Annotated in this window: 22 protein-coding genes; 11 read left to right on the top strand and 11 right to left on the bottom strand. The window is 71.0% G+C overall.

From position 1 onward, the window contains the following. Positions 1–33 precede the first annotated feature (33 nt). Positions 34–2,703 (top strand): valine--tRNA ligase, encoded by a 2,670-nt coding sequence (gene valS / locus O7617_RS16770; RefSeq protein ID WP_282264580.1) that lies wholly within the window; start codon positions 34–36, stop codon positions 2,701–2,703. A 45-nt stretch (positions 2,704–2,748) separates the two neighbouring features. Here valS and O7617_RS16765 read toward each other — a convergent pair whose 3' ends face one another. From O7617_RS16765 to O7617_RS16745, 5 genes are all read right to left on the bottom strand, one after another. Further along, positions 2,749–3,393 (bottom strand): hypothetical protein, encoded by a 645-nt coding sequence (locus O7617_RS16765; RefSeq protein ID WP_282264579.1) that lies wholly within the window; start codon positions 3,391–3,393, stop codon positions 2,749–2,751. A gap of 93 nt (positions 3,394–3,486) precedes the next feature. Continuing rightward, complete coding sequence (locus tag O7617_RS16760; protein WP_282264578.1) at positions 3,487–4,197, bottom strand: ABC transporter permease subunit; 711 nt, start codon at positions 4,195–4,197, stop codon at positions 3,487–3,489. 1 nt (position 4,198) lies between these two features. Further along, positions 4,199–5,110, bottom strand: a complete 912-nt coding sequence (locus tag O7617_RS16755) for an ABC transporter ATP-binding protein (protein ID WP_282264577.1) — start codon at positions 5,108–5,110, stop codon at positions 4,199–4,201. Further along, positions 5,110–6,015 (bottom strand): ABC transporter permease, encoded by a 906-nt coding sequence (locus O7617_RS16750; RefSeq protein ID WP_282264576.1) that lies wholly within the window; start codon positions 6,013–6,015, stop codon positions 5,110–5,112. The genes O7617_RS16755 and O7617_RS16750 overlap by 1 nt, the downstream gene beginning before the upstream one ends. Further along, positions 6,008–6,922 (bottom strand): ABC transporter ATP-binding protein, encoded by a 915-nt coding sequence (locus tag O7617_RS16745; protein WP_282264575.1) that lies wholly within the window; start codon positions 6,920–6,922, stop codon positions 6,008–6,010. The genes O7617_RS16750 and O7617_RS16745 overlap by 8 nt, the downstream gene beginning before the upstream one ends. Before the next feature lie 373 nt (positions 6,923–7,295). Here O7617_RS16745 and cysC point away from each other — a divergent pair, with 373 nt between their 5' ends. The 3 genes from cysC (at position 7,296) to galT (ending at position 10,833) form a co-directional block, all read left to right on the top strand. Next, positions 7,296–8,825 (top strand): adenylyl-sulfate kinase, encoded by a 1,530-nt coding sequence (cysC, locus tag O7617_RS16740; RefSeq protein WP_282264574.1) that lies wholly within the window; start codon positions 7,296–7,298, stop codon positions 8,823–8,825. 110 nt (positions 8,826–8,935) lie between these two features. Continuing rightward, positions 8,936–9,757 (top strand): DeoR/GlpR family DNA-binding transcription regulator, encoded by an 822-nt coding sequence (locus tag O7617_RS16735; protein WP_282264573.1) that lies wholly within the window; start codon positions 8,936–8,938, stop codon positions 9,755–9,757. After that, positions 9,757–10,833, top strand: coding sequence for a galactose-1-phosphate uridylyltransferase (gene galT / locus O7617_RS16730; protein WP_282264572.1), 1,077 nt, complete (start codon positions 9,757–9,759; stop codon positions 10,831–10,833). The genes O7617_RS16735 and galT overlap by 1 nt, the downstream gene beginning before the upstream one ends. Before the next feature lie 305 nt (positions 10,834–11,138). Here galT and O7617_RS16725 read toward each other — a convergent pair whose 3' ends face one another. Then, positions 11,139–12,356, bottom strand: a complete 1,218-nt coding sequence (locus O7617_RS16725) for an NADP-dependent isocitrate dehydrogenase (RefSeq protein ID WP_282264571.1) — start codon at positions 12,354–12,356, stop codon at positions 11,139–11,141. Positions 12,357–12,493: 137 nt separating this feature from the next. On the opposite strand from O7617_RS16725, the gene O7617_RS16720 reads away from it, so the two are divergent. Next, a complete protein-coding gene (locus O7617_RS16720; RefSeq protein WP_282264570.1) occupies positions 12,494–13,342 on the top strand; it encodes an MBL fold metallo-hydrolase in 849 nt (282 codons plus the stop codon). A 142-nt stretch (positions 13,343–13,484) separates the two neighbouring features. On the opposite strand, the gene O7617_RS16715 is transcribed toward O7617_RS16720, so the two are convergent. Both O7617_RS16715 and O7617_RS16710 read right to left on the bottom strand, forming a co-directional pair. Beyond that, on the bottom strand, positions 13,485–14,435 hold the full coding sequence (locus O7617_RS16715; protein ID WP_282264569.1) for a malate dehydrogenase: 951 nt from the start codon (positions 14,433–14,435) through the stop codon (positions 13,485–13,487). A gap of 126 nt (positions 14,436–14,561) precedes the next feature. Beyond that, positions 14,562–15,422: a bifunctional methylenetetrahydrofolate dehydrogenase/methenyltetrahydrofolate cyclohydrolase gene (locus O7617_RS16710; protein WP_282264568.1), complete on the bottom strand. Its 861-nt coding sequence runs from the start codon at positions 15,420–15,422 to the stop codon at positions 14,562–14,564. Positions 15,423–15,870: 448 nt separating this feature from the next. Here O7617_RS16710 and O7617_RS16705 point away from each other — a divergent pair, with 448 nt between their 5' ends. The 5 genes from O7617_RS16705 to O7617_RS16685 all read left to right on the top strand — a co-directional run bounded on the left by O7617_RS16705 (position 15,871) and on the right by O7617_RS16685 (position 21,698). Further along, entirely contained in the window at positions 15,871–17,472 is a 1,602-nt protein-coding gene (locus O7617_RS16705) for an ABC transporter substrate-binding protein (protein WP_282264567.1), read from the top strand. 198 nt (positions 17,473–17,670) lie between these two features. After that, complete coding sequence (locus O7617_RS16700; RefSeq protein ID WP_282264566.1) at positions 17,671–18,609, top strand: ABC transporter permease; 939 nt, start codon at positions 17,671–17,673, stop codon at positions 18,607–18,609. Between the two features lie 18 nt (positions 18,610–18,627). Next, positions 18,628–19,584 (top strand): ABC transporter permease, encoded by a 957-nt coding sequence (locus O7617_RS16695; RefSeq protein WP_282264565.1) that lies wholly within the window; start codon positions 18,628–18,630, stop codon positions 19,582–19,584. 67 nt (positions 19,585–19,651) lie between these two features. After that, positions 19,652–20,683, top strand: coding sequence for an ABC transporter ATP-binding protein (locus O7617_RS16690; protein WP_282264564.1), 1,032 nt, complete (start codon positions 19,652–19,654; stop codon positions 20,681–20,683). After that, entirely contained in the window at positions 20,664–21,698 is a 1,035-nt protein-coding gene (locus O7617_RS16685) for a dipeptide ABC transporter ATP-binding protein (protein ID WP_282264563.1), read from the top strand. The genes O7617_RS16690 and O7617_RS16685 overlap by 20 nt, the downstream gene beginning before the upstream one ends. Positions 21,699–21,782: 84 nt before the next feature. On the opposite strand, the gene purH is transcribed toward O7617_RS16685, so the two are convergent. Beyond that, positions 21,783–23,354: a bifunctional phosphoribosylaminoimidazolecarboxamide formyltransferase/IMP cyclohydrolase gene (purH, locus tag O7617_RS16680; RefSeq protein WP_282264562.1), complete on the bottom strand. Its 1,572-nt coding sequence runs from the start codon at positions 23,352–23,354 to the stop codon at positions 21,783–21,785. Then, positions 23,351–23,971: a phosphoribosylglycinamide formyltransferase gene (gene purN, locus O7617_RS16675; RefSeq protein ID WP_282264561.1), complete on the bottom strand. Its 621-nt coding sequence runs from the start codon at positions 23,969–23,971 to the stop codon at positions 23,351–23,353. Before purN ends, purH begins: the two co-directional genes overlap by 4 nt. 272 nt (positions 23,972–24,243) lie before the next feature. Here purN and O7617_RS16670 point away from each other — a divergent pair, with 272 nt between their 5' ends. Then, on the top strand, positions 24,244–24,744 hold the full coding sequence (locus tag O7617_RS16670) for a DUF4190 domain-containing protein (protein ID WP_282264560.1): 501 nt from the start codon (positions 24,244–24,246) through the stop codon (positions 24,742–24,744). 55 nt (positions 24,745–24,799) lie between these two features. Here O7617_RS16670 and O7617_RS16665 read toward each other — a convergent pair whose 3' ends face one another. Continuing rightward, a complete protein-coding gene (locus tag O7617_RS16665) occupies positions 24,800–26,089 on the bottom strand; it encodes a DUF6350 family protein (RefSeq protein ID WP_282264559.1) in 1,290 nt (429 codons plus the stop codon). Positions 26,090–26,382: the final 293 nt, after the last annotated feature.

The following is a 26,382-nucleotide window of genomic DNA, read 5'->3' as shown; positions in this document are numbered from 1 at the left end:
GTCCGACCCCCCGGTGGTGCCTACGATCGCAGGATGACCGATACGGCGAGGACGGCCCGCGCCGGCGTTCCCGAGCGTCCCACCCTGGACGGGCTCGAGGAGCGCTGGGCACGCCGCTGGCAGGAGGAGGGCACGTACGCGTTCGACCGCAGCAGGACGGCTGTTCCCGGTCGCGGCGCGGCGTCAGACGCGCCGAACGGGAATGGCCGCAGGGCCGACGTGTACTCCATCGACACGCCTCCGCCGACCGTATCGGGCGAACTCCATATGGGGCACGTCTTCTCGTACACGCACACCGACACCGTGGCGCGTTACCAGCGGATGCGCGGCAAGGCCGTCTTCTACCCGATGGGCTGGGACGACAACGGTCTGCCCACCGAGCGTCGCGTGCAGAACGTCTACGGGGTGCGCTGCGATCCGGCGCTGGCGTACGACCCGGTGTGGCGGCCACCGGCGGCTCCCGTCGACGACGCGGCCCGCCGTGACCCGACCCCGATCTCCCGGCGCAACTTCATCGAGCTGTGCGAACGGCTGACGGTCACCGACGAGCAGGTCTTCGAGGCGCTGTGGCGGCGGCTGGGGCTCTCGGTGGACTGGTCGTTGACGTACACGACGATCGGCCGGATCGCCCGGGCCACCAGCCAGCGGGCGTTCGTGCGCAACGTGCTCCGCGGTGAGGCGTACCAGGCGGAGGCGCCGACGCTGTGGGACGTCGGCTTCGCCACCGCCGTCGCCCAGGCCGAGTTGGAGGACCGGGAGCGTCCCGGCGCCTACCACCGGCTGCGGTTCACCGCACCCGGCGGGCGTGAGGTGCTCATCGACACCACCCGTCCCGAGCTGTTGCCGGCCTGCGTGGCGCTGGTCTGCCACCCGGACGACGAGCGCTACGCCGACCTGGTGGGCGGCACCGCGCGCAGTCCGTTGTTCGACGTCGACGTGCCGGTGTACGCGCACCCGCTCGCCGATCCCGGCAAGGGCACCGGGGTGGCGATGGTCTGCACGTTCGGCGACCTGACCGACGTGACGTGGTGGCGTGAGCTGGGGCTGGGCACGCGGGTGGTGATGGGCCGCGACGGTCGGCTGCTCCCCGAGCCACCGGCGGGGGTGCCGGCGCAGCCGTACGCGGCGCTGGCCGGGCAGACCGTCAACGGCGCCCGCCGGGAGATCGTGAGCCTGCTGGCCGACGCGGGTGACCTGATCGGCGAGCCGCGCCCGATCACCCACCCGGTGAAGTTCTACGAGCGCGGCGACCGGCCACTGGAGATCGTGTCGACTCGACAGTGGTATCTGCGCAACGGTGGCCGGGATGCCGAGCTGCGGGCGACGCTGCTGGCCCGGGGCGGTGAGCTGAACTGGGTGCCGGCGCACATGAAGCACCGCTACGACAACTGGGTGGGCGGCCTGACCGGTGACTGGCTGGTCAGCCGGCAGCGCTTCTTCGGCGTGCCGGTGCCGGTGTGGTACCGGCTCGACGACACTGGCGAGCCGGACTGGTCCCACCCTCTCACGCCGGACGAGTCCGCGCTGCCGGTCGACCCGTCCAGTGATCCGGCGCCCGGCTACGACGAGTCGCAGCGCGGCTATCCGGGTGGCTTCATCGGTGACCCGGACGTGCTGGACACCTGGGCCACCTCCTCGTTGACCCCGCAGATCGTCGGCGGGTGGGAGACGGACCCGGACCTGTTCGCCCAGATCTTCCCGATGGACCTCCGGCCACAGGGGCAGGAGATCATCCGGACCTGGCTGTTCGACACCGTGGTCCGTTCGCACTTCGAGCACGGGGTGCTGCCCTGGCGGGACACCGTGCTCTCGGGGTGGATCCTCGACCCGGACCGGAAGAAGATGGCCAAGTCCAAGGGCAACGTGGTGACGCCGTCGGCGCTGTTGGAGCAGCACGGCTCGGACGCGGTGCGCTACTGGGCGGCCAGCGGCAAACCCGGCACCGACCTGGCCTTCGACCCCGCGCAGATCAAGATCGGTCGGCGGTTGGCGACCAAACTGCTCAACGCCTCCAAGTTCGCGCTCCGGCTGGGCGCGGCGGACGCGCTCCGCGCCCCGTACGACAACCTCAGCTCGGCGCGTCCGACGCCACGCCGCGACCTGGAGCTGCCGGCCACCGCCGCTCTGGACCGGGCGATGCTCGCCGAACTGGCGACCGTGGTCGACACCGCGGGCGCCGCCTTCGACGCGTACGACCACACTGCCGCGTTGCAGGCGACCGAGGCGTTCTTCTGGCGGTTCTGCGACGACTACATCGAGTTGGTCAAGGAACGCGCGTACGGCACCGACGCGGCGGCCGACTCGGCGCGGGCGGCGCTCGCCACGGCGCTCTCGGTGCAGCTACGGCTGTTCGCCCCGGTGCTGCCGTACGTGACCGAGGAGATCTGGTCGTGGTGGCGGTACGGCTCGGTGCACCGGGCGCCGTGGCCGACCACCCACGAGGTGGCCCGGACCATCGAGGGGTCGGGTGACCCGGCGCTGCTGCGGCTGGCCGGTGACGCGTTGAGCCAGGTCCGGCGGGCCAAGTCGGAGCGCAAGCTGTCGATGAGGGCAGAGGTGCCGCTGGCCGAGGCGCTTGGCCCGGCGGCGCTCCTGGAGCAGCTCACCCTGGTCGCCGACGACCTGCGGGCGGCCGGCCGGATCGCCAAACTCGACCTGCTCCCCGACCGCACCCCGGAACTCGTCATCGCCTGCGCGTTCTGACCCGCGTCCGCCGCCGCCCCCTCGCGCGGCGGCGGACGCGCGGCGTCACCAGCCGCGCAGGAAACGCAGCCCGAGCAGGAACGCGACCACCGAGGGCCCGACCAGCAGGGTGATCGCCTGCAGGCGGTAGGGCATCCGGTGCCGGGTCAGCTCACCCGCGTTGCCGAGCACGATGACCCCGGCCAGCATCAGGAACGCACCCCACCAGCCGGCCCTGAGGTGGATCAGGTCCACCCGGATCAGTTGCAGGGTCAGGCCGAGCAACGCGCCGGTCAGCGCGAGCAGGGCCACCGCCCGGTGCAGGCCACGAACCAGGGGGTGGGCCGCCCGCCAACCGTAGGTGCCGGCGACCGCCAGGCAGGGCAGCACCACCATCAGCGGCCAGCCCCGCCCCATCACGCCGAACATCAGCAGCGCGCCCACCGCGAACCCCATCGCGCCGACGCAGGCGAGCATGTACCCGGCGAAGGCCCGACCGCCGCCCCGGGCCAGCAACGGCCCACCGCTGGCCGCGAGCAACGCGGTGGGGATCAGGATGAACACGGCCCACCAGTGGAACCGGCCGCTGCCCTGGGCTGCCGTGGCGACCGTGGCGCAGGCCAGCCCGGCGACGGCCAGGCTGGTCAGCCACGGCCGACTGCTCCGAGAGTACGGCTCAGCCAACGACGTCTGCTCCGCTTCGACGCTCACACCCGACAGCCTGGCTCGTCGTGGCCCGCGCGGTCCATCCGGCCAGCCCTACCGCAAGGCGGGGGCTGGCCGGAACGGCGACTCGCACCGGTGTCAGCTCGTCTCGCCGGCAACGCTGAACGAACGCAGGCGGTCGATGGCCAACACCGTGAAGCCGACGCTGACCAACACGGTCATCACCGACGCCACCGGCACCGACACGCTGGTCTCCAGCAGGCCGGTGGGGGCGAGCCGGTCGGCGAGCGCGATCACGTACTGCTGGATGGAGAGCACCTTGGTGCCGCTGACGAAGTTGCCCAGCAGGCCCTCCCAGATCAGCACGTAGACCAGGCCGAGCAGCACCGGCCGCCGGGTGACCAGGCTGAGCGCGAGGAACAGCGCCGAGTACGCCAGCGCGCCGAGCGCCGCCGCGACCGCCAACGCCAGTCCGAGGCGTACCGAAGCGGCCAGCACGCCCGCGACGTAGAGCGGCACCGCGACGGTGAGCGCGGTGATCCCGGCGGCCACCGCGAGTTTCGGCAGCACGATCTGCCAACGCGGAAGCGGTTTGGTCAGGATGTGCACCACCGTGCCGTCGTCGATCTCGGCGCCCAGCACACCGGTGCCGATGATCAGCGCAACCACCGGCAGCACCACGGCCAGCCCGAGGCCGACCAGCACCGGAGGCCCCCACTGACGGGGGTCCACCCCCAGGGACCGGCACAGCACGGCCAGCCCGAGCAGGACCAACGGCAGCGGGAGCAGCAGCAGGAACCGACGGCGGCCGAACAGCCCACGGGCGGTGATCCAGGTGATCGTCGACATGTCAGGCCTCCACGAGGTAGGAGAAGACGCTCTCCAGGGACTCGTCGGACGGCACCAACTGGCGCACCCGGATGCCCTGGTCGAGCGCGATCCGGGGTAGCGCCCGGGTGAAGGCGCCGTAGTCACCGGCGCGCACGGTCAGGCCGGTGGGGTCCAACTCGACCCCGGTCACCGAGGACTCGGCGATCAACGCGACGGCCAACGCCCGGTCGTCGGTGGAGCGCACCGCGAAGACGTGCGGGCGGTTGGTCATCAGCCGCCGGATGGTCCGGAAGTCGCCGGAGGCGGCCAACCTGCCGGCCACCATCACCTGCACCGTCCCGGAGACCTGCTCGACCTCCTCCAGGATGTGCGAGCTGAACAGGATCGTCCGGCCGGAGTCGCCGAGGGAGTGCAGCAGGTCCATCATGTGCAGCCGTTGGCGTGGATCCATCCCGTTGAACGGCTCGTCGAGCAGCAGTACCTGCGGTTCGTGCACCAGCGCGGCGGCCACCCGGGCCCGCTGCCGCATGCCCTTGGAGTACGTGCCGATCCGCCGATTCTGCGCCGACTCCAACTCGACCAGCTCGATCGCCCGCCGGGCCGCCGCCGCGGGGTCGGCCAGCCGGTGCAGCTTCGCGCTGGCCAGCACGAACTCGTAGGCGGTGAGGTAACTCTGCACCGCCTCCCGCTCGCTGACCAGCCCCAGCCGCCGGTAGACGTCGGGGTTGCGCCAGGTCGGCTCGTCGTCCAGGGTGACCGTGCCCCGCGACGGGGCGAGGAACCCGGCCATCATGTGCAGCAGCGTGGTCTTGCCGGCGCCGTTCGGGCCGAGCAGCCCGGTCACGCCCGGCCCGAGGGCCATGCTGATGTCGTTGACCGCGACCACGTTGCCGTACCACCGGGACACCCCGGTCAGGCTCAGCATGCTCATCAGGAGGCGACCTTCCGGTAGCGGGCCAGCAGGAGGGCGGTGGCACCGGCGACCAGCAGGACCGCGGCCAGGGCGTAGACCGGACCGAACCGGCCGACACCGAGACCTTCCTGCCCGTCCTCCACCAGCAGGTCGCCGAGCGACCAGATGCCCACGCCCTGCACCAGGGTGGAGGGCGAGGCGAGGCCGGCCAGTTCGTTGGCGCTGCGCGACGGCAGGATGCTCAGCACCCCGACGATCGGCGTGGTCATCAGGAAGACGGCGACCACCCCACCGGCGGCGAAGGCGCGCTTGCCGGTCAGCGACGCGATCAGCAGCCCGACCGAGGCGAAGACCACCGCCCACAGCCCGGCGTAGAGCAGGCCGGGCAGCAGGTCGAGCAGCTCGTTCCAGACCCCGCGAAGACCCTGCTCGGTGGTGAACGCGGCACCCAGGAACATCAGCACCTGCGGGCCGCCGAGCAGCAGCCAGAGCCCCGTGACCAGGGCCAGCAGCTTGGCCAGCGCGTAGTCGCCGCGCGGCAGCGGCCGGGAGAAGTAGAGCGGCAGGACGCCGCTGCGCAGGTCCCGCGAGACCAGCTCCGGCGCGGCCACCGCGACGAAGAAGAGGACCAGCCAGCTCATCGAGTCGGCGAACTGGGCGTACGTGGCGACCGGCTCACCGATCTGGCTGCGGATCGCGGTCAGCGCCGCCGCGACCAGGGTGACGATGCCGATCACCAACCACGGGAAGATCTTGGCCTTGGCGCTGCGCCCGAAGCCGAAGATGGTACGCAGCCCGTGCACGTAGAGCGCGCCGAAGACGTTCCAGCGGCCCAGCCTCGGGCCCGTGTACCGCTGGTAGCCGATGTCGTGGATGACGCCGGTGGGCGTGGACCGCAGCGCGGTGGAAGACGGCTCAGGCATGGGTGAGCTCCCTCGTGGCGAAGAGTTCGGCCACCCGGTGCCGGCGCTGGTCCAGTCGGTGCAGTGGCAGGTCCAGCTCGGCGACCGCGCCGAGGATCAGGTCGTACGTGCCGTCGTCGGCGAGTTCGACGAGGAGCAGCCGACCTTCCCGCGCGACCGGTAGCTTCAACTCGGCCAGCCGGGCGGCGAGTTCCTCGGTGCCCTCGCTCACCTCCACGGCGAGCACGTCGGTCGCCGAGGTCATCGCGGAGATGTTGTCGGCGCGCAGCAACCGGCCGCCGTCGATGGCGATCAGGGTGTCGCAGATCCGCTCCACCTCGCCGAGCAGGTGCGAGCAGACCAGCACGGAGATGCCGAACTCGGTGCCGATCCGGTGCACCAGGGCCAGCATGGCGTCGCGGCCGGCCGGGTCCAGGCCGTTGGTCGGCTCGTCGAGCAGCAGCAGGTCGGGGTCGTGCACCAGCGCCTGGGCCAGCTTGACGCGTTGCTTCATGCCGGTCGAGTAGCCACCGACCGGGCGGTAACGCTCCTCGTAGAGACCGACGTGCCGCAGCGCCTCCGACGCCCGTTCGCGGGCGGCGGTGCGAGGCAGGCCGCTCATCCGGCCGAGGTGGGTGACCAGCTCGGCGGCGGACAGGTCCGGCGGGAGACAGTCGTGCTCGGGCATGTAGCCGACCCGGGCGCGGACCTGCGCCGGGTCCGCGGTCGGGTCGATGCCGAGCACCGAGACCCGACCGCTGCTCGGTGGGATCAGGCCGAGCAGGATCTTGATCAACGTGGATTTGCCGGCGCCGTTCGCGCCCACCAGGCCGATGATCCCGGGCTCGACGGCGACGGTGAGGTCGGCGAGCGCGGTGACCCGACCTCCGTACGTCTTGGTGAGCGACTGGGTCGCGATCAGTGTCACGTCGCCCAGCGTAGGGAGTGGATGCCCGGCGCAGACACCGGCGCGCCCCCGGCGCTTCCCTGATCCTCGGCGCCGCGGACCCCTAAGGTCCGCCACCCGGCTGGTGGGAAGGTTCTCTCCGGTCCCCTGTCCACCCGCGACCCCGCTTCGGAAAAGCCCGTCGCGGGTGGGACGATTCATCTTCCGTTCAGTGGGCGGCAATCCGGCGGTTGGTCGCCACGGCACGAGGTCACGGACGGGCGGACGGGCGAGGGTGCGTGCGGGTGGCGACGGATCGGCGTCGATCCTGTCCCCCGGCGTCGTGGAGTGGCGCTCTCGACCGATCGGCGGTGGGCTGCGAAACTGTGTGCCGGTCAGCGAGTGGGGGGTGTGGATGAGCAACGGTTGGGTGCTGCCCGACGAGGTGCTGCGGGACGCACCGGCGTACACGCCGCGTCCGGGTGAACTCGCGGATCTTGAGCTGCTGCTGACCGGCGCGTACGCCCCGCTGAACGGCTTCATGACCCGCGCCGACCTGGTCTCGGTCAGTCGACGCGGCCGCTTGGCCGACGGCGCGCCGTGGCAGGTCGCGGTGACACTCCAGGTGCCGGCCGCCCTGGCGCAGAGCTTCGACCCCCGTGACCCGGCCCGTCGGGCGTTGGTGCTGACCGACGGCGAGGGTGCACCGGCGGCCGCTCTGGACGTGGCGGACGTCTGGCAGGTGCGCGACGGCATCGCCGGGGTCGGTGGCCCGGTCCGGCGACTGGGCGACGGTGGCCACGGCCCGTTCCAGCGGCTGCGCCGCGAGCCGGAGGAGGTCCGTGCGCTGCTGCCTCCGGGCCGGGTGCTCGGGGTCATCGCCGACCGGCCACTGCATCGTCCACAGCTCGCCCAGATCGCCCATGCCGCCCGCACCCTGGCCGCGCACCTGCTGGTGATGATCCCGGTGGGTGAGGGTGGCGCCGGTGGTCTCCCGCCGGAGGCGCTGGTCCGCGCCATCTTCGCCGCCCGCGACCGGATGCCGCCGGCGACCCTGGTCGCGGTGCCCCTGTCGCACCGACGCGAGGAGATCAGCGACGCGCTGCTGCGTGCCCGGGTCTCCGCCGCGTACGGGGTGACCCACCTGCTCTCCACCGGGGAGATGCTCTCCGGCGCCGGGCTGCGGGTGCTCGTGCCGCGGGAACTCGCGTACGACAACCGGGACGGGCAGTGGCGTTGGCGGGAGGACATCCCACCGCGTAACCGCCGGCTCGCCCTCACCCAGCAGGAGATCGACGACCTGCTCGACCGGGGCTTCCCGCTGCCCGAGTGGCACACCCCGCCGGCCGTGGCGAGGGAGTTGGCCCGGGCCCGACCGCCGCGCCGGCACCGGGGGTTGGTGGTCTTCCTGACCGGCCTCTCCGGTTCGGGCAAGTCGACGATCGCCCGAGGGCTGGCGGACGCTCTGCGGGAGAGCGGCGACCGCACGGTGACCCTGCTCGACGGGGACGTGGTGCGCCGGGAACTCTCCGCCGGGCTGGGCTTCAGCAAGACCGACCGGGATCTCAACGTCCGGCGGATCGGTTGGGTGGCCGCCGAGGTCGCCCGGCACCGTGGGGTGGGCATCTGCTGCCCGATCGCCCCGTACGCGGCGGCTCGCGCCACGGCCCGGGAGATGGCCCTGGCCGCCGGGGCGGGTTTCGTGCTGGTGCACGTGGCCACCCCGCTGGAGGTGTGCGAACGCCGGGACCGCAAGGGCCTGTACGCGCGGGCGCGCGCCGGCCTGCTCACCGGGATGACCGGCATCGACGACCCGTACGAGGAGCCGACCGACGCCGACCTGGTGCTCGACACGACCGACCTGAGCGTGCCGGACGCGGTGCAGGCGGTGCTTCACCACCTGACCGAGACCGGCTGGGTGGAGTTGAAGATCGCGTCCTCCTGAGGGGTCGCCGTACCCCGTTCCTTCCACCGCTGCCGGCTACGCGCTAGTGTTCATTCTTGTTGGAACACGTTTGACCGCGTGAGAGTACGGGGTTCTCGGGAGGCACGGCGATGCTCGCTCAGCAGCGGCAGGCGGCCATCCTGGAGCGGGTCCGGTCGACCGGCGGCGTTCGGGTGAGCGAGCTGGCCACCGAGTTCGGCGTCTCCGACATGACCATCCGGCGCGACCTGGAGGCGCTGCACGAACGCGGCCTGCTGGCCAAGGTGCACGGCGGCGCCACGACAGCCGGGCCGGGCTCGACCGACGAGCCGGGCTTCCACGCCAAGTCGGTCCGTCAGTCGCCGGAGAAGGCCGCCATCGCCGAGCACGCCGCCCACCTGGTCCGCCCCGGTGCGGCGGTCGCCCTCTCCGCCGGCACCACCACCGCCGAACTGGCCCGCAGGCTGGTGGACGTGCCCGGCCTGACCGTGGTGACCAACTCGTTGCCGGTGGCCGAGATCCTGCACGCCGGAGGCCGGCCGGACCAGACGGTGGTGCTCACCGGAGGCGTACGCACACCGTCGGACGCGCTGGTCGGCCCCCTCGCGGTCGGGGCGGTCCGGTCGCTGCACCTGGACCTGCTCTTCCTGGGCGTCCACGGGATCTCCGAGCGGGCCGGCTTCACCACCCCGAACCTGATGGAGGCCGAGACCGACCGGGCGCTCGTGGCCGCGGCGGACCGGCTGGTGGTGCTCGCCGACCACACCAAGTGGGGCACCGTGGGCATCTCCTCGATCGTCGAGCTGGCCGCGGCACACGTACTGGTCAGCGACGACCGGTTGCCTCCACCCGCTCGACGGGTACTCGGCGAACAGGTGGGCGAATTGATCATGGTGAAGGCGACAGGGGCGGGCCGCGCGACGCGCACGCCGACGAGTGAGGGGACGGCGTAGTGAAGCGCACCGCGATCGACCTGGCCGACGGCCGGGAGCTGATCTACTTCGACGAGCGCGACGACGCCGTCCGCGACCAGCCCGACCGCCGTGACCTGCCACCACCGCCTCCCGCGTCCCAGCTGCGCTACGACCCGCTGACCGACGAGTGGGTGGCCGTCGCCGTCCACCGGCAGACCCGGATCTTCCTGCCGCCGGCGAACGAGTGCCCGCTCGACCCGTCGGTGGGCGACCGGCTGACCGAGATCCCCGCCCCCGACTACGACGTGGTGGTCTTCGAGAACCGGTTCCCGTCGCTGAGCGGCCGGGTCGCCGACGAGCCCGGGGCGATCACCCCGTTCACGTCGGTCCGGCCGGGCCTCGGCCGCTGCGAGGTGGTGTGCTTCACCTCGGACCACAACGCCTCCTTCGCCGGCCTGCCGCCGCGTCGGGTGCGTACCGTGCTGGACGCGCTCGCCGACCGCACCGAGGTGCTCGGCGAACTGCCCGGTGTGGAGCAGGTCTTCTGCTTCGAGAACCGCGGCGTCGAGATCGGCGTCACGCTGCACCACCCGCACGGGCAGATCTACGCGTACCCCTTCGTGACGCCGCGCACCCGCGCGCTGCTGGCCGCCTCCCGCCGACACGCGGAGCGGACCGGCGGGGGCAACCTGTACGCGGACGTGCTGGCCGCCGAGCGCGCCGCCGGCGAACGGGTGGTGGCCGAGAACGAGCACTGGACGGCGTTCGTCCCGGCGGCTGCCCGCTGGCCGTTCGAGGTGCACGTCGCGCCTCGCCGGGTGGTGCCGGACATCCCGGCGCTCAGTGACAGCGAGCGGGACGCCTTCGGGCCGCTCTACCTGGATCTGCTGCGCCGCTTCGACGGCCTGTTCGACATGCCGATGCCCTATATCTCGGCGTGGCACCAGGCACCGGTGCGGATCGACCGGGGCCTCGGCCACCTGCACCTACAGCTGTTCAGCATCCGGCGCGCCAAGGACAAGCTGAAGTACCTGGCGGGCTCCGAGTCCGGGATGGGTGTCTTCATCAACGACATCGCCCCGGAGCGGGCCGCCGAGATGCTCCGCGCTACCTGAGCCTGCGCGACCCTGAGCGGGCCGGAACAGGGCGGGCGGGAAACAGGGCGCGGGGGGCCCGGGACAGGGCCCCCCGCAGGGAAGGGACGGCTGGCTGTGCACGGCACAGCCGGGAAGGCTGGCTGATCGGCGCACGGGTGCCGCGGGTCGACCGAGGTCAACCTTCCTGGACGCGACTGGCATCTCGTCCATCCTGGTCAACGAGGCGCGCCGACGGCGGTGACGCCGATCGGCGTGGCACCGCCGGACACGCCGAAGCCCGCCGGCGGGTGGCCGGCGGGCTCCGATGACGCGGTACGCCTGGATCAGGCGGAGAGCTTACGGGCCAGGTTTTCGTCGAGCGCGTTCATGAACTCGTCGGTGGTCAGCCACGGGGCGTCGCGCGAGATGAGCAGCGCGAGGTCCTTGGTCATCTGGCCGCCCTCGACGGTGTCGACGATGACCTGCTCCAGGGTGTTGGCGAACTCGGTGACCGCCGGGGTGCCGTCCAGCTTGCCCCGGTGGGCCAGGCCCCGGGTCCAGGCGTAGATCGACGCGATCGGGTTGGTCGAGGTCTTCTCGCCCTTCTGGTACTGCCGGTAGTGCCGGGTGACAGTGCCGTGCGCGGCCTCGGCCTCGACGGTCCGGCCGTCCGGGGAGAGCAGCACCGAGGTCATCAGACCCAGCGAGCCGAAGCCCTGCGCGACGGTGTCGGACTGCACGTCACCGTCGTAGTTCTTGCAGGCCCAGACGTAGCCACCCTCCCACTTGAGCGCGGCGGCGACCATGTCGTCGATGAGCCGGTGCTCGTAGGTGAGGCCGGCGGCGTCGAACTCGGCCTTGAACTCGGCCTCGAACACCTCGGCGAAGATGTCCTTGAACCGGCCGTCGTACGCCTTGAGGATGGTGTTCTTGGTCGACATGTAGACCGGGTAGTTGCGGTCCAGGCCGTACCGGAAGGACGCCCGGGCGAAGTCCCGGATCGACTCGTCGTAGTTGTACATGCCCATGGCGATGCCGCCGCCCGGGAAGTCGGCGACCTCCATCTCCATCGGCGCGCCGCCGTCGGCCGGGGTGTAGGTGATGGTCACCGTGCCCGGGCCGGGGACGACGAAGTCGGTGGCCTTGTACTGGTCACCGTGGGCGTGCCGGCCGATGATGATCGGCTTGGTCCAGCCGGGCACCAGCCGCGGCACGTTGGACATGATGATCGGCTCGCGGAAGACGACGCCGCCGAGGATGTTGCGGATGGTGCCGTTGGGCGACCGCCACATCTTCTTCAGGCCGAACTCCTCCACCCGGGCCTCGTCCGGGGTGATGGTCGCGCACTTGACGCCGACGCCGTGCTCCTTGATGGCGTTGGCGGCGTCGATGGTGACCTGGTCGTCGGTCTCGTCGCGGTACTGGATCGACAGGTCGTAGTAGTGCAGGTCGACGTCGAGGTAGGGCAGGATCAGCTGCTCCCGGATCTGCTTCCAGATGATCCGGGTCATCTCGTCGCCGTCGAGCTCCACGACCGGGTTGTTTACCTTGATCTTCGCCATCGGCCGGCGCTCCTCTCGGGGGACACGTGCTCAAGCAGTACGAGCGTACTGCAATTGGGGCGGCGACCCCCAGCCGGCCTCGACCGACCGGCGGAAACCGGGCTGCGCGGCGCAGAAACTCCCTGGATCATGACGCGATGCCACTGAGCCGCACCCTCGGGTCTATCACGGTCACCGCCCTCACCGACGGCGAGGGTGCCTTCTTCCAACCCCGCGCCGAGGCGTTTCCGCATGCCACGGCGGCGCACTGGGCGGAGGCCGACCGGCGCGACCCCGCCTCGGTCACCGCCGACGGGCAGTGGTGGCTGCCGTTCCGCAGCTTCGCGATCCGCTCCGGCGACGGGCCGGTCACCCTGGTCGACGCGGGGATCGGCCCGGCCGACGCGCCCGCCGCGAGTTGGGCGCCGGTACCCGGCCGGATGCCCGCCGAACTGGCCGCCGCCGGCATCGACCCGACCGACGTCGAGACTGTCGTGCTGACCCACCTGCACAGCGACCACATCGGCTGGGCCGTCACCGGCACGCCCGGCAGGCCGTACTTCCCGAACGCGAGCTACCTGGTGCAGCGCGCCGAGGTGGACGCGGCCGAAACCCTCAACCCGGGACTGCCGACCGGCCTGATCGCGCCGTTGCGCGCCGCCGGCCGGCTCCGGGTGGTCGACGGCGAGACGAGCCTCACCCCGGCGGTACGCCTCCTGCCCACTCCCGGCCACACCCCAGGCCACCAGTCGGTGCTCCTGACCTCGGCCGACGAACGGATGCTGCTCACCGGTGACCTGCTGGTGCACATGGTGCAGCTGGTCGACCCCGACCTGGCGTACGCCCACGAGGAGGACCCGGAGCAAGCCCGCGCCTCCCGCCTGACCACCCTCCGCACCCACTCCCCCACCCTGCTGGCCACCCCCCACCTAGGCACCCCCTTCACCCCCTGCCCCCTGACCCCCACCCCCTACCCACCGCCTGACCCCCACCCCCGGAGCGGTTGATCATGACCTTGACGGGCTTTTCGATCTCCACCCCTGCCGCTAACTCCATGATCAACCGAGGGCGCCTGTGCGTGGGTGGGTGGGACGGTGAAGGGCCCGCCGGCGCAGCCGGCGGGCCCTTCACGTGGTCTGGTTCGGGGAACTACATGCTGGAGATGTCGCCCTGCTTCGCGCGGACGGCTTCGGCCGCCTCCAGGAGGCTGGCGCGCTCGTCGGCGTCCAGGTCGGTCTCGACGACCCGCTTGACGCCCTCGGCACCGATCTCCGCCTCGACGCCCAGGTAGACGCCGGAGATGCCGTACTCGCCGTCGACCCAGGCGCAGACCGGCATGACCTCGCCGGAGTCCTCGGCGACAGCCTTCGCCATCCGGGCCGCGGCGGCCGACGGGGCGTAGTACGCCGAGCCGGTCTTGAGCAGCGCGACCACCTCGGCGCCACCGTTGCGGGTCTTGACGACCAGCTCCTCGATCTGCTCGGCCGGCATCGCGTCACGCAGCGGCTTGCCGTTGACGGTGCTCTTCGACGGCACCGGGACCATGGTGTCGCCGTGCGAGCCGAGGGTCAGCGTGCGTACCGACGCCACCGGCACGTTCAGCGCCTCGGCGACGAAGTTGCTGAACCGGGCGGTGTCGAGCATGCCGGCCTGGCCGAGCACCCGGTTCTTGGGGAACTGGGTGGCGATCTGCGCCAGCGCGGTCATCTCGTCCAGCGGGTTGGAGACGACGATGACGACGGCGTTCGGGGCGTACTTGGCGACGTTCTCGGCGACCTGGCGAACGATCTTGGCGTTGGTCTCCAGCAGGTCCATCCGGCTCATGCCGGGCTTGCGCGGCAGGCCGGCGGTGATCACGACGACGTCGGAGCCCTCGATCGCCTCGTAGCCCTCGCCGTTGGGGCCGGTGGTCACGCCGACGACCTTGGTCTCGAAGCCCTCGATGGCCCGCGACTGGTTGAGGTCGAGCGCGAGGCCCGCGGGCTTGCCCTCCACGATGTCGGTGATCACTACGGTGTCGAAGACGTCGTACTCGGCCAGGCGCTGTGCGGTGGTAGAGCCGTAGAAGCCAGCCCCGACGACAGTGACCTTCTTACCCATGGTCGTCCCACTCCCTGATACCAGTCGGTTTTCCGGACCGTATCAGTCATCCTGGCACCGATCAGGCCAGGGGCGGCGGGCATCGCCGGGATGGGGCGAACGTCACCGGCGTCACCGGCGCACCGGTCAGCCGCGCTCCGCGCGCTCCACCACGTTGGTGAGCAGCATGGCCCGGGTCATCGGCCCGACACCACCGGGCATCGGGACCAGCGCGCCGGCCGTCTCGGCCACCTCCGGGTCCACGTCGCCGGTGTAGCGGCCCTTGCCGTCCGCACCGATCACCCGCGTGATGCCGACGTCCACCACCACCGCCCCCGGGTTGATCATGTCGGGGGTGAGCAGCCCCGGTACGCCGGCCGCGACGATGACGATGTCGGCGGCCCGGGTGTGCGAGGCGAGATCGAGGGTGCCGGTATGGCACAGGGTGACGGTGGCGTTCTCGGAGCGACGGGTGAGCAGCAGGCCGAGCGGTCGTCCGACGGTGTTGCCCCGGCCGACGACGGCGACGGTGGCGCCGCGCAGCGCCACGTCGTGACGGCGGAGCAACTCGACGATGCCGCGCGGGGTGCAGGGCAGCGGGCCGTCGTAGCCGAGGACGAGCCGACCCAGGTTGACCGGGTGCAGGCCGTCGGCGTCCTTGTCCGGGTCGATCAGCTCCAGCACGCGCTGGGTGTCGAGGTGGGCGGGCAGCGGCAGCTGGACGATGTAGCCGTGGCACGCCGGGTCGGCGTTCAGCTCGGCCAGCACGTCGTCGACCTGCTGCTGGGTGGCGTCGGTCGGCAGTTCCCGGCGGATCGAGGCGATGCCCACCTCGGCGCAGTCACGGTGCTTGCCGTTGACGTACGCCTGACTGCCCGGGTCCGCCCCGACCAGGACGGTGCCCAGCCCGGGGGTGATGCCGCGTTCCGCGAGTGCCTTCACCCGAATTCGCAGCTCGTCCTTGATCTCTGCCGCGGTTGCCTTGCCGTCCAGAAGCGTCGCCGTCACGACCCGATCGTCTCACGGCCGCCGCCCGCGGTTCCGACGACCTCGATCGGGCGCCCCACCACGCCCTTGATCACCATCAGCGAATGTGACCATCCGTGACGTGTTACTAGTCACTCTCTGCGAACAGATGTTCTTTCGGTCACCATCGAACCAGACGTCGTGGGTGCGGCCGGCCAAACCCGGATGGACGCCCCAGCGATTGCCAGCACGATCCAGACCGCCACGACCGGACTCGAAAGCAGCCGCCTATTCGCAGGCAGATGACGTTTCGTACGGTTTGACGTAGCAGGCCGAAGACGGCTCGACAAGAGACTCGACCTCAGACCGTTACCCACCCGCAACCGCGTCGTTGCCGAAGCCTCGCCGCCGACCTACCGTTGCCGCTTGTTGCGCAGCGTAAACCCAGCGTCGGGCCTGACTGCGCAGCGTGAGGAGATGAGGAGGCTCAATGCGAGTTCGTAGACTCGCCGCCTGGACCGCCCTCCCGCTCGCGGTGACGCTGGGCCTCGCGGCCTGCGGCAGCGGCGGCGACGGGGGTTCCGGCGGCAGCGGCAGTTCGGCGGTCAGCATCCAGATCGGCGAGCCGAAGCACCTGGTTCCCACGAACACCACCGAGACGTCCGGCGCGCAGGTGCTCACCGGCCTGTTCAGCCCGCTCGTCGACTACGACGCCCAGAACAAGCCGTACGAGGTCGCCGCCCAGTCGGTCACCTCGTCCGACAACAAGGTCTGGACGATCAAGCTCAAGGACGGCTTCACCTTCCACAACGGTGAGAAGGTCACGGCCGAGGACTACATCAACGCCTGGAACTACGGCGCGTACGCCCCCAACGGCCAGGACAGCAACTACTTCTTCGAGAAGATCGCCGGCTACGCGGACCTGCAGGGCAAGACGCCCAAGGCCAAGGAGATGTCCGGTCTGAAGAAGGTCGACGACCTCACCTTCACCGTGACGCTCTCCGAGCCGTACATCGACTTCAAGACGGTGCTCGGTTACACCTCGTTCTACCCGATGCCGGACGCCGCGTTCTCGGCCCCGGGCGTGCTGAAGGACTCCTACGAGCAGGCCCCGATCGGGCAGGGCCCCTTCAAGATGAAGGGCACCTGGCAGCACGACAGCAAGATCGAGGTCGAGCGGTACGACGCCTACCCGGGTGAGAAGCCCAAGGTCAAGAACATCGAGTTCCGGATCTACCAGCAGCTCACCGCGGCGTACGCGGACGTCCTGGCGGACAACCTGGACGTGCTGCCGACGATCCCGACCGAGAGCCTGAGCACCGCGCCGAGCGACCTGGGCGACCGGTACCAGACCAGCCCGATGTCGTCGTTCCAGTTCCTGGCGTTCCCGACGTTCGACAAGGACTACAGCAACCCGGACGTCCGCAAGGCCATCTCGATGGCGATCGACCGCGACGAGATCACCAAGTCGGTCTTCAAGGGCTCGCAGCAGTCCGCGCGCTCCTTCGTCTCGCCGGTCCTGCCGGGCTACCGGGAGAACACCGCGGGCACGGCCGCCGAGTTCAACCCGACCGAGGCCAAGAAGCTCTACCAGGCCGCCGGTGGTCCCTCGAAGATCGTCATCTCGTACAACGGTGACGGCGGGCACAAGGACTGGGTCGACGCCACGGTCAACCAGCTCAAGACCAACCTGGGCGTGGACGCCGTCGGCGTGGCCGAGCCGAAGTTCGCCGACCTGCTGACCAAGGTCGAGAAGAAGACGCCGGTGGGTGCGTTCCGGATGGGTTGGGTCATGGACTACCCGACCATGGAGGACTACCTCGGCCCGCTGTACAGCACGAACGGCTCGTCGAACTACTACGGCTACAGCAACCCGGAGTTCGACAAGCTGGTCAAGGAGGGTTCCGCCGCCAAGACGCAGGACGAGGCGATCGCCAAGTACCAGCAGGCGGAGGACATCCTGGCCAAGGACATGCCGGTGATCCCGCTCCGCTTCGGCGAGAACGTGTTCGGCCACTCGTCCAAGGTCAAGAACGTGGAGATGGACCTGTTCCAGCGGGTCAACCTCGTCAAGATCGAAGCGGCCAGCTGAGCTGACCATGGTGCGGGCCACCCGGGCGACGATGCCCGGGTGGCCCGGACCGCACCACCGGGGGCCGGGCCGCAGCAGCGAGCCCGGCCCGGTGGTGCCGGCTCCCCCGGGCCGGACGGCACGTCTGGAGATATTTCGGGTACGACCAGAGATGCCGTCCTGCGACCCTTTCGCACATTTCCGGAGAGACTGCTAAGCATGTTCCGCTACATCTTGCGGCGCCTACTGCAGATGGTCCTGGCGTTCTTCGGGACCACCCTGATCGTCTACGCGCTGACATTCGCCGGGCAGGGTGACCCGATCCAGGCGCTCGCCGGCGAACGACCGGTGACGCCGGCCCAACGGGCCTACCTGACCGAGAAGTACCACCTGGACGCCACGGGCGTCGGCGGCTTCTTCTACCGCTACTTCGACTACGTGAAGAACCTGCTCCAGGGCAACCTGGGCGAGTCGCTCACCGGTCGGAGCATCGGCGACATCCTCGAACAGGCCTGGCCGGTCACCGTACAGCTCGCGCTCATCGCGCTCGCCGTGGCGATCATCTTCGGGGTCAGCGCCGGGGTGATCGCCGGTATCCGCCGGGCCAGCATCTTCGACAACTCGACGCTGGTGCTGACCCTGCTGGTCCTGGGCATCCCGACCATCGTGCTGGCACCGTTGGCGCAGTTCTTCCTGGGCGTCAAGTGGCAGCTCTTCCCGCCCACCGCCGGTTCCGACCCCTCGTTCTACGCGCTCCTGCTGCCGGGCATCGTGCTCGGCTCGTTGTCGCTGGCCACCGCGTTGCGACTCACCCGCGCCTCGGTGGCGGAGAACCTGCGTGCCGACTACGTCCGGACCGCCCGGTCGAAGGGGCTGGTCAAGCGCCGCATCGTCATCGTCCACGTGCTGCGCAACTCGCTCATCCCGGTCGTCACCTTCCTCGGTGTCGAACTGGGCAACCTGATGAGCGGCGCGATCATCACCGAGGGCGTCTTCAACATCCCCGGCGTGGGGTTCAACCTCTTCCGCGGCATCCGCACCGAGGACGGCCCCCTGGTGGTGGGCATCGTCAGTGTGCTCGTCGTGGTCTACCTGGTCTCGAACCTGGTGGTTGACGTCCTGTACGCCGTACTCGACCCGAGGATCCGCTATGAGTGAGCGCAGCGAGGTGCCGGCATGAGCGATTTCGAAACCGTGGCGGCCAGCGAGAACCAGGCCGCACGGCGTGGCCCCTCCGGGGAGCCGGGCACACCCAACCAGGTCGGCGCCCCGAACAAGCCCCGCAGCCTGGCCGGAGACGCCTGGCGCGACCTGCGCCGCAACCCGATCTTCTGGATCTCGCTGTCGCTGGTCGTCATCTTCACGCTGATGGCGCTGATCCCCGGTGTGTTCACCGCCAACAACCCGAACGACTGCCTGCTGTCCCGGCAGCACGCCGGGCCGTCCGGCGGGGCGATCTTCGGGTACGACTTCCAGGGGTGCGACACGTACTCCCGGGCGGTCTACGGCACCCGGGCCTCGCTGCTGGTCGGCGCGCTCGCCGCGCTCGGCACCGGGATCATCGCCCTGGTCATCGGCATGTTGGCCGGTTACTTCGGCCGGTGGGTCGACGCCGTGCTCTCCCGGGTGATCGACATCGTGCTCGGCATCCCGCTGCTGCTGGCCGCGATCGTGCTGCTCAAGCGGGTGTCCAGCGACAGCCAGTGGGCGCGGATCGGCGCGGTCGTCTTCGTGCTGGCCCTCCTCGGCTGGACCACCGCCGCCCGGGTGGTCCGTTCCTCGGTGATCACCGCCAAGGAGCAGGACTACGTCGCGGCGGCCCGGATGCTCGGTGCCGGCAACAGCCGGATCATGTGGCGGCACATCCTGCCCAACTCGCTGGCACCGGTCATCGTCGTGCTGACCATCGCGCTCGGCTCGTTCATCGCCGCCGAGGCGACGCTCTCCTTCCTGGGCATCGGTCTGAAGGCACCGACCATCTCCTGGGGTCAGGACATCGACACCGGCCGGATCCACATGCGGGAGGCGGCCACCCCGTTGATCGTCCCGTCGGCGTTCCTCGCGCTGACCGTGCTGGCGTTCATCATGCTCGGCGACGCGATCCGTGACGCCTTCGACCCGAAGCTGCGGTGATTCACATGCGAGCGCGAGGAGTGAGCGAAGCGAGCCCCGCAGCCGCGAGCGAAAGGCAGGCACTGTCATGACCGTCCAACCCACGCCCGCCTCCACCACGCCCGAGGGCGGCCACCTACTGGAGTTGCGGGACCTGCACGTCGAGTTCCGCACCAACGAGGGCGTGGCCCGGGTGATCAACGGCGTGTCGTACCACCTGGACGCCGGCGAGACACTCGCCGTGCTCGGCGAGTCCGGCTCGGGCAAGTCGGTGACCGCCCAGGCGATCATGGGCATCCTGGACACCCCGCCCGCGTTCGTCCGCTCCGGCCAGATCCTCTACCAGGGTCAGGACCTGCTCACCCGCTCCGAGGAGCAGCGTCGGCAGGTACGCGGCAAGGAGATCGCGATGATCTTCCAGGACGCGCTCTCCGCCCTGAACCCGGTGTTCCCGGTCGGCTGGCAGATCGGCGAGACGCTGCGCCAGCGGGCCGGCATGTCCCGGGCCGACGCCCGGCGGCGCGCCATCGAGTTGATGGACCTGGTCAAGATCCCCGGCGCCGCCAAGCGGATCGGCGACTACCCGCACCAGTTCTCCGGTGGCATGCGGCAGCGCGTCATGATCGCCATGGCGCTGGCGCTGGACCCGAAGGTGTTGATCGCCGACGAGCCCACCACGGCGCTCGACGTGACGGTCCAGGCCCAGATCATGGACCTGCTGGCCGACCTGCGCCGCGAACTCAACATGGCGATGATCCTGATCACCCACGACCTGGGTGTGGTCGCCGGTGTCGCGGACCGGATCGCCGTCATGTACGCCGGTCGGATCGTCGAGCACGCCGACGTCCACTCGCTATACAAGGCGCCGGCCCACCCGTACACCAAGGGGTTGTTGGAGTCGATCCCGCGCCTGGACGTCCGTGGCGAGGAGCTGTCGACGATCAAGGGGTTGCCGCCGAACCTGATGCGCATCCCGTCCGGCTGCCCGTTCCACCCCCGGTGCCCGTACGTCCAGCAGGTCTGCGTGGACGTCGTGCCGCACGACCTGGTCCTCGGCGACGGCCGGACCAGCGCTTGCCACTTCGCGCAGGAGGTCCGTGATGACAGCGTCGCCCGCTAACCCCACCAAGGTCCGCGGCGAGGCGATCCTCTCCGTCGACAACCTGGTGAAGCACTTCCCGATCACCCAGGGCGTGCTGTTCCAGCGGCAGGTCGGCGCGGTCAAGGCCGTCGACGGGGTGAGCTTCGAGCTGCGTCGGGGCGAGACACTGGGTGTCGTCGGCGAGTCCGGCTGCGGAAAGTCCACCCTCGCCCGGCTGCTGATGCGATTGGAGACGCCCACCTCGGGCAGCGCCACGCTGGAGGGCCGGGACCTGTTCAAGGCATCCGGCGGCGAGCTGCGCCGGGTGCGTCGCAACATGCAGATGGTGATGCAGGACCCGTACACCTCGCTGAACCCGCGGATGACGGTCGGCGACATCATCGGCGAGCCGTTCGAGATCCACCCGGATGCCGCACCCAAGGGCAGCAAGCAGCAGCGCGTCCAGGAGCTGTTGGACCTGGTCGGGCTCAACCCGGAACACATCAACCGGTACCCGCACCAGTTCTCCGGCGGTCAGCGCCAGCGCATCGGCATCGCCCGGGCGCTCGCGCTGCGGCCCGACGTGATCGTCTGCGACGAGCCGGTGTCGGCGCTGGACGTCTCCATCCAGGCCCAGGTGATCAACCTGCTCAAGCAGTTGCAGGACGAGCTGGGGCTGTCGTACATCTTCATCGCCCACGACCTGTCCGTGGTGCGGCACATCGCCGACCGGGTCGCGGTGATGTACCTCGGTCGGATCGTGGAGATCGGCACCGAGGACGAGATCTACGAGCGGGCCACCCACCCGTACACCCAGGCTCTGCTCTCCGCCGTGCCGGTGCCCGACCCGGAGGCCCGCGACCAGCGCACCATGATCCGGCTGGTCGGTGACGTGCCCAGCCCGGCCGACCCGCCGAGCGGATGCCACTTCCGGACCCGCTGCTGGAAGGCTCAGGACATCTGCGCCGTGGAGGACCCGGCAACGGTGCCGAGGGCTGCGGAACCGCACCCGTCCGCCTGCCACTTCGCCGAACTCCGCCCGGCCACCCCCTGACCCCCTTGCGTTGATCATGAAGTTAGCGCCCTGCACGTCGGCGTGTCAGGGCGATAACTTCATGATCGACGGAGTGCCGAGCGGTCAGTGGAAGAAGTGGCGGGTTCCCGTCAGGTACATCGTGACGTTGGCCTTTCGGGCCGCTTCGATGACCTCTTCGTCGCGGATGGAGCCGCCGGGCTGGACGATGGCGCGCACGCCGGCGTCGATGAGGATCTGCGGACCGTCGGCGAACGGGAAGAAGGCGTCCGAGGCGGCCACCGAACCCCGGGCCCGGTCGGCACCGGCCCGGCTCACCGCGAGCTGCGCCGAGTCCACCCGGTTGACCTGACCCATGCCGACGCCGACGGTGGCACCGTCCTTGGCGAGCAGGATCGCGTTGCTCTTCACCGCCCGGACCGCCCGCCACGCGAACGCCAGGTCGCGCAGCAACTCCTCGTCAGCAGCCTCGCCGGTCGCCAACTGCCAGTTGGACGGGTCGTCGCCGGGGGCGTCCACCCGGTCGGCGACCTGGGTCAGGACGCCACCGGTCACCGGCCGCCACTCGACGGTCGCCGGGGTCCAGGCCGGTGCGCGCAGCAGCCGGATGTTCTTCTTGCCCTGCAGCACCTCGACCGCACCCTCGTCGAAGCCGGGGGCGACCACCACCTCGGTGAAGATGTCCGCCACCTGCCGGGCCATCTCGACCGAGACGGGCCGGTTGACCGCGATGACACCGCCGAACGCCGACACCGGATCACAGGCGTGCGCCCGGCGGTGCGCCTCGGCCACGTCCGCGCCGACCGCGATGCCGCACGGGTTCGCGTGCTTGATGATCGCCACCGCCGGCTGGTCGGCGAAGTCGTTCGCGGCCCGCCAGGCGGCGTCCGCGTCGACATAGTTGTTGTACGACATCTCCTTGCCGTGCAACTGCTCGGCCTGGGCCAACCCCGCCGGAGCGTCCGGGTCGGTGTAGAGCGCGGCGGGCTGGTGCGGGTTCTCCCCGTACCGCAGCACAGTCGACTTGCGCAGCGCCGAACCGGCGAACGCCGGCCAGGTGTCGTCGGCCGGGGCCAACTCCCGGGCACACCACCGGGCCACCGCCACGTCGTACTCGGCGATGTCGGCGAACGCCCGGGCGGCCAGCGCGCGACGCTGGGCCACTGTGAAACCGCCCTCGTCGAGCGCGCCGAGGAGAGCCGGGTAACCGGACGGGTCGGTGAGCACGGCGACCGAGGCGTGGTTCTTGGCCGCGGCCCGCACCATCGCCGGGCCGCCGATGTCGATCTGCTCCACGCACTCCTCGACACCGGCGCCGGAGGCGACCGTCGCCTGGAACGGGTAGAGGTTGGAGACCAGCAGGTCGAACGCCGCCACCCCCAGCTCGTCGAGCTGCGTGACGTGGGTGTCCTTGCGGAGGTCGGCGAGGAGACCAGCGTGCACCTTCGGGTGCAGGGTCTTCACCCGGCCGTCGAGCACCTCGGGGAACCCGGTCACCGTCTCCACCGGCGTCACCGGCACACCCGCGGCGGCGATGGTGCCCGCCGTGCTGCCGGTGGACACGATCTCCACCCCGGCGGCGTGCAGGGCCTGGGCCAGCTCGACCAACCCGGTCTTGTCGTAGACGCTGACCAGCGCCCGCCTGATCGGGCGGCGCCCGTCCTGAGTGGGACTCACGGAACCGTGACCTTCCTTCCGGTGATGGTCCAGCCTTCGCGGACCAGGCGGCCGACCTGCTCGACGAGCTGGCGCCGCTCGGCTTCCTTGATGCGCTCGGTGAGCGTGTCCACGTCGTCGTCGTCGAGCACCGGCACCGCGACCTGCGCGACGATCGGCCCGGTGTCCATGCCGGCGTCGACGAAGAAGAGGGTGGCCCCGGTGAGCTTCACGCCGTAGGCGAGCGCGTCACGCGGGCCGTGGATGCCGGGGAACGCCGGCAGCAGGGTGTTGTGGGTGTTCAGGTAGCGGTCGCCGAAGGCGGCGAGGAAGTGCGGCCCGACCAGCTTGAGGAAACCGGCGGAGATGACCAGGTCGGGCTGGTGCTTCGCGACGTGCGCGGTGAGCGCCCGGTCCCAGTCCTCCCGTGTGTCGTGGTCACGGACCCGCTCCACGAAGGTCGGCACCCCGGCGGCCTCGGCCCGGTCCAGGCCCGCGATGCCGTCACGGTCCGCGCCGACCGCGACGACCTGCGCGCCGTACGCGGGGTCGGCGGCGGCGTCCAGCAACGACTGGAGGTTGCTGCCGGAGCCGGAGAGGAGGACGACGATGCGGGCGACAGGCGCGGGCTCGGTCACCGGGCCACCCTATCGGGCAGGTCAGGACGCCCTTCGGCTGGGCGGCGCGCCGATCTTTGACAGCGTCGACGTGCACCGACCCGGTACGCTGCCGCTCGCTCGGCCGAAAGCCGCGCCGGTCCGCGCCCGCACCGATCGGCCAACGCCAGACGTCGATCGACAGCGTCACCGCGATGTCGTCGTGATCCTCCGCTGTGCATTCCGAGGAGTGACAGCGATCATGGGTGGAAACAACAGCAGCAACTGACGGAACCAGTTCAAGGAGCTTGTGCATGCAACCCGGTAACCCCGGCCAGGACCCGTACGGCCAGCAGCCCAACGACCCGACCGCGCCCCAGCCGCCGCAGAACCCGTACGGCCAGCCGCCGGCCGCTCCGTACGGTCAGCAGCCGACGTCCGGTCAGCCCTACGGCCAGCAGCAGCCGTACCAGGATCCGTACGGCCAGCAGCAGCCGCAGTACGGCGGCGGTCCGACGTACCCGAACGCCGGCTACCCGCAGGGTCAGGGACAGAACAACACCCTCGGCCTGGTGGCGCTGATCCTCGGCATCGCGTCGATCCCGCTGGCCTGCTGCCCGCTGCTGGGCATCCCGGTCGGCATCGGCGGCGCCGTGACCGGCTACCTGGGTCGGCAGAAGGCGGCGCAGGGGCAGGCCAGCAACGCCGGGCAGGCCAAGGCCGGCCTGATCTGTGGTGCCGTCGGCGTCGCGCTCGGCGTCATCTCGATCATCCTGAGCGTCGCGCTGAACGTCGGCCTGCCGACCAACCCCTGACGAATCCCGCATCCACGGGGCGTTCCGGATTCCGTCCGGGGCGCCCCGGGCTCGTCTACTGAGCGGCTGAGCGGGTGAGCGCCCGGGTGGCGGCAGCGCCGAGCAGCGCACCGACTGCGATGACGGCGGTCGCCACCCCGCCCACCTGCCAGCCCACCGGCCCGACCTGCGCCAGCCGACCGGCCCCCAGCGGCCCACCGGAGATCGCCGCGGCCAGACCGAGCAGCACACCGGCCACCGGCCCGGCCAGCACCGCCGGTGTCAGCACCTCCGCCCAGCGCTGCGGGGCCCGCTCCGGGCCGGCGAGTCGGGCCACCCGGCGGGCGAGCAGCCAGCCCGCGACCATCCCGACCAACACCGGCACCGCGAGCAGCAGGGCGCCCAGGCCGTCCACCGGGCCGCGCGGCAGACCGGCGAGCAGAGGCACGGCCGGCAACGCCCCGACCGACACCTCACTGGTACGGACCGCGGTGTCGGTGCCGACCGCGAAGCCCGGCCCGAGGAGGTAGCTGGTGGACCAGATCGCCGCATTCGGCGCGTACGCGACGCTGACCAGCGTGATCCCGGCCTGACCGGCGACCCCCGTCCGGTACGCCCCGATCATGTCCGCCGCGTCGCCCCCACCGGTGGCCACCGCCAGGCCCGCCGCACCGGCACCCGCGCCGAGCAACAGCAACCCCGCCACCAGGCCGGTGCGAACGCCGTCCCGGACCGGGCCCGGTATCCGGGCGACGAGCACCCGGGTCACTGCGGTGATCCGGACGGCGCCGACCAGGGCGGCGAATGTGCCCACCACCGCGAACGTGGCACCCGCCCGGATCGCGGACACCTCCGGCCCTCCGGTGCCGATCAGCACCGCCGCGAGCACGCCGAACAGCGCGTACGCGACGCCGACCGCACCCGCGGCGACCATTGCCCGACGCGGTGAGCGGGTGTCCCGGGCGCCGATCGCGCGGCTGACGTGCACGCCGGCTCGGCTGAGCCGCCAGAGCGCGAGCACGGTCAGCGCCAGCGGGGCGAGCCCGAGCGGACCGGAGTCGGTGTGCAGCGGCACCCCGTGGCCGAGCAGCCAGCCGGCCAACGCCGTACGCAGGGTGCCGGTCAGGGTCGTCGAGTCGGTGCCGAGCTGGACCAGGCCGAGCACGATGGCGACCGGCAGGTAGGAGGTGAGGGCAGCCCAACCGGCCGCCACCCCGGCGGCGACGGGCAACGGCGCACGTCCGCGCGGCGACCCACCCGCGCGGGGCGCGGGCACCCGCCGCGCCGGCGCGGCACGGTCGACCGGCCGGTCGTCGGCGCTCACACCACCGGGACGGCTGGGACGGTCAGGGGTGACGGGGGACATCCGCTCTACTCTGGCACGTCGGGCGGGCGGTGGCAGTCCGTTAACCCCTCCTGGGGCGCGTTTCATAAGGGCTGTCGGGTCGAGGCCGAGTCCGAACGGCGGTCCGGCGAGCACCCCCACCCGCCGCCGACGCTCCCGCGCCGTCGCACCGCTGCACCGTCGCACCGCTGCACCGTCGCACCGCTGCACCGTCGCACCGCTGCACCGTCACACCGCTGCACCGTCACACCGCTGCGCGCCCCGCGCCCCGCGCCCCGCGCCCCGCGCCCCGCGCCCCGCGCCCCGCGCCCCGC

It is taken from the genome of Micromonospora sp. WMMD1155, assembly GCF_029581275.1.
Taxonomy (GTDB): domain Bacteria; phylum Actinomycetota; class Actinomycetes; order Mycobacteriales; family Micromonosporaceae; genus Micromonospora.
This window is presented reverse-complemented; position numbering and strand designations above follow the sequence as displayed.

Bases quoted from the DNA above. Each gene is read 5' to 3' on its own strand.
- O7617_RS16695 (WP_282264565.1), top strand. From the start codon at position 18,628: ATGAGCGATTTCGAAACCGTGGCGGCCAGCGAGAACCAGGCCGCACGG.
- O7617_RS16700 (WP_282264566.1), top strand. From the start codon at position 17,671: ATGTTCCGCTACATCTTGCGGCGCCTACTGCAGATGGTCCTGGCGTTC.
- O7617_RS16760 (WP_282264578.1), bottom strand. From the start codon at position 4,197: ATGTCGACGATCACCTGGATCACCGCCCGTGGGCTGTTCGGCCGCCGT.
- O7617_RS16735 (WP_282264573.1), top strand. From the start codon at position 8,936: ATGCTCGCTCAGCAGCGGCAGGCGGCCATCCTGGAGCGGGTCCGGTCG.
- O7617_RS16685 (WP_282264563.1), top strand. From the start codon at position 20,664: ATGACAGCGTCGCCCGCTAACCCCACCAAGGTCCGCGGCGAGGCGATC.
- O7617_RS16670 (WP_282264560.1), top strand. From the start codon at position 24,244: ATGCAACCCGGTAACCCCGGCCAGGACCCGTACGGCCAGCAGCCCAAC.
- O7617_RS16665 (WP_282264559.1), bottom strand. From the start codon at position 26,089: ATGTCCCCCGTCACCCCTGACCGTCCCAGCCGTCCCGGTGGTGTGAGC.
- O7617_RS16720 (WP_282264570.1), top strand. From the start codon at position 12,494: ATGCCACTGAGCCGCACCCTCGGGTCTATCACGGTCACCGCCCTCACC.
- O7617_RS16725 (WP_282264571.1), bottom strand. From the start codon at position 12,356: ATGGCGAAGATCAAGGTAAACAACCCGGTCGTGGAGCTCGACGGCGAC.
- cysC (WP_282264574.1), top strand. From the start codon at position 7,296: ATGAGCAACGGTTGGGTGCTGCCCGACGAGGTGCTGCGGGACGCACCG.
- O7617_RS16715 (WP_282264569.1), bottom strand. From the start codon at position 14,435: ATGGGTAAGAAGGTCACTGTCGTCGGGGCTGGCTTCTACGGCTCTACC.
- O7617_RS16690 (WP_282264564.1), top strand. From the start codon at position 19,652: ATGACCGTCCAACCCACGCCCGCCTCCACCACGCCCGAGGGCGGCCAC.
- O7617_RS16705 (WP_282264567.1), top strand. From the start codon at position 15,871: ATGCGAGTTCGTAGACTCGCCGCCTGGACCGCCCTCCCGCTCGCGGTG.
- O7617_RS16755 (WP_282264577.1), bottom strand. From the start codon at position 5,110: ATGAGCATGCTGAGCCTGACCGGGGTGTCCCGGTGGTACGGCAACGTG.
- O7617_RS16750 (WP_282264576.1), bottom strand. From the start codon at position 6,015: ATGCCTGAGCCGTCTTCCACCGCGCTGCGGTCCACGCCCACCGGCGTC.
- valS (WP_282264580.1), top strand. From the start codon at position 34: ATGACCGATACGGCGAGGACGGCCCGCGCCGGCGTTCCCGAGCGTCCC.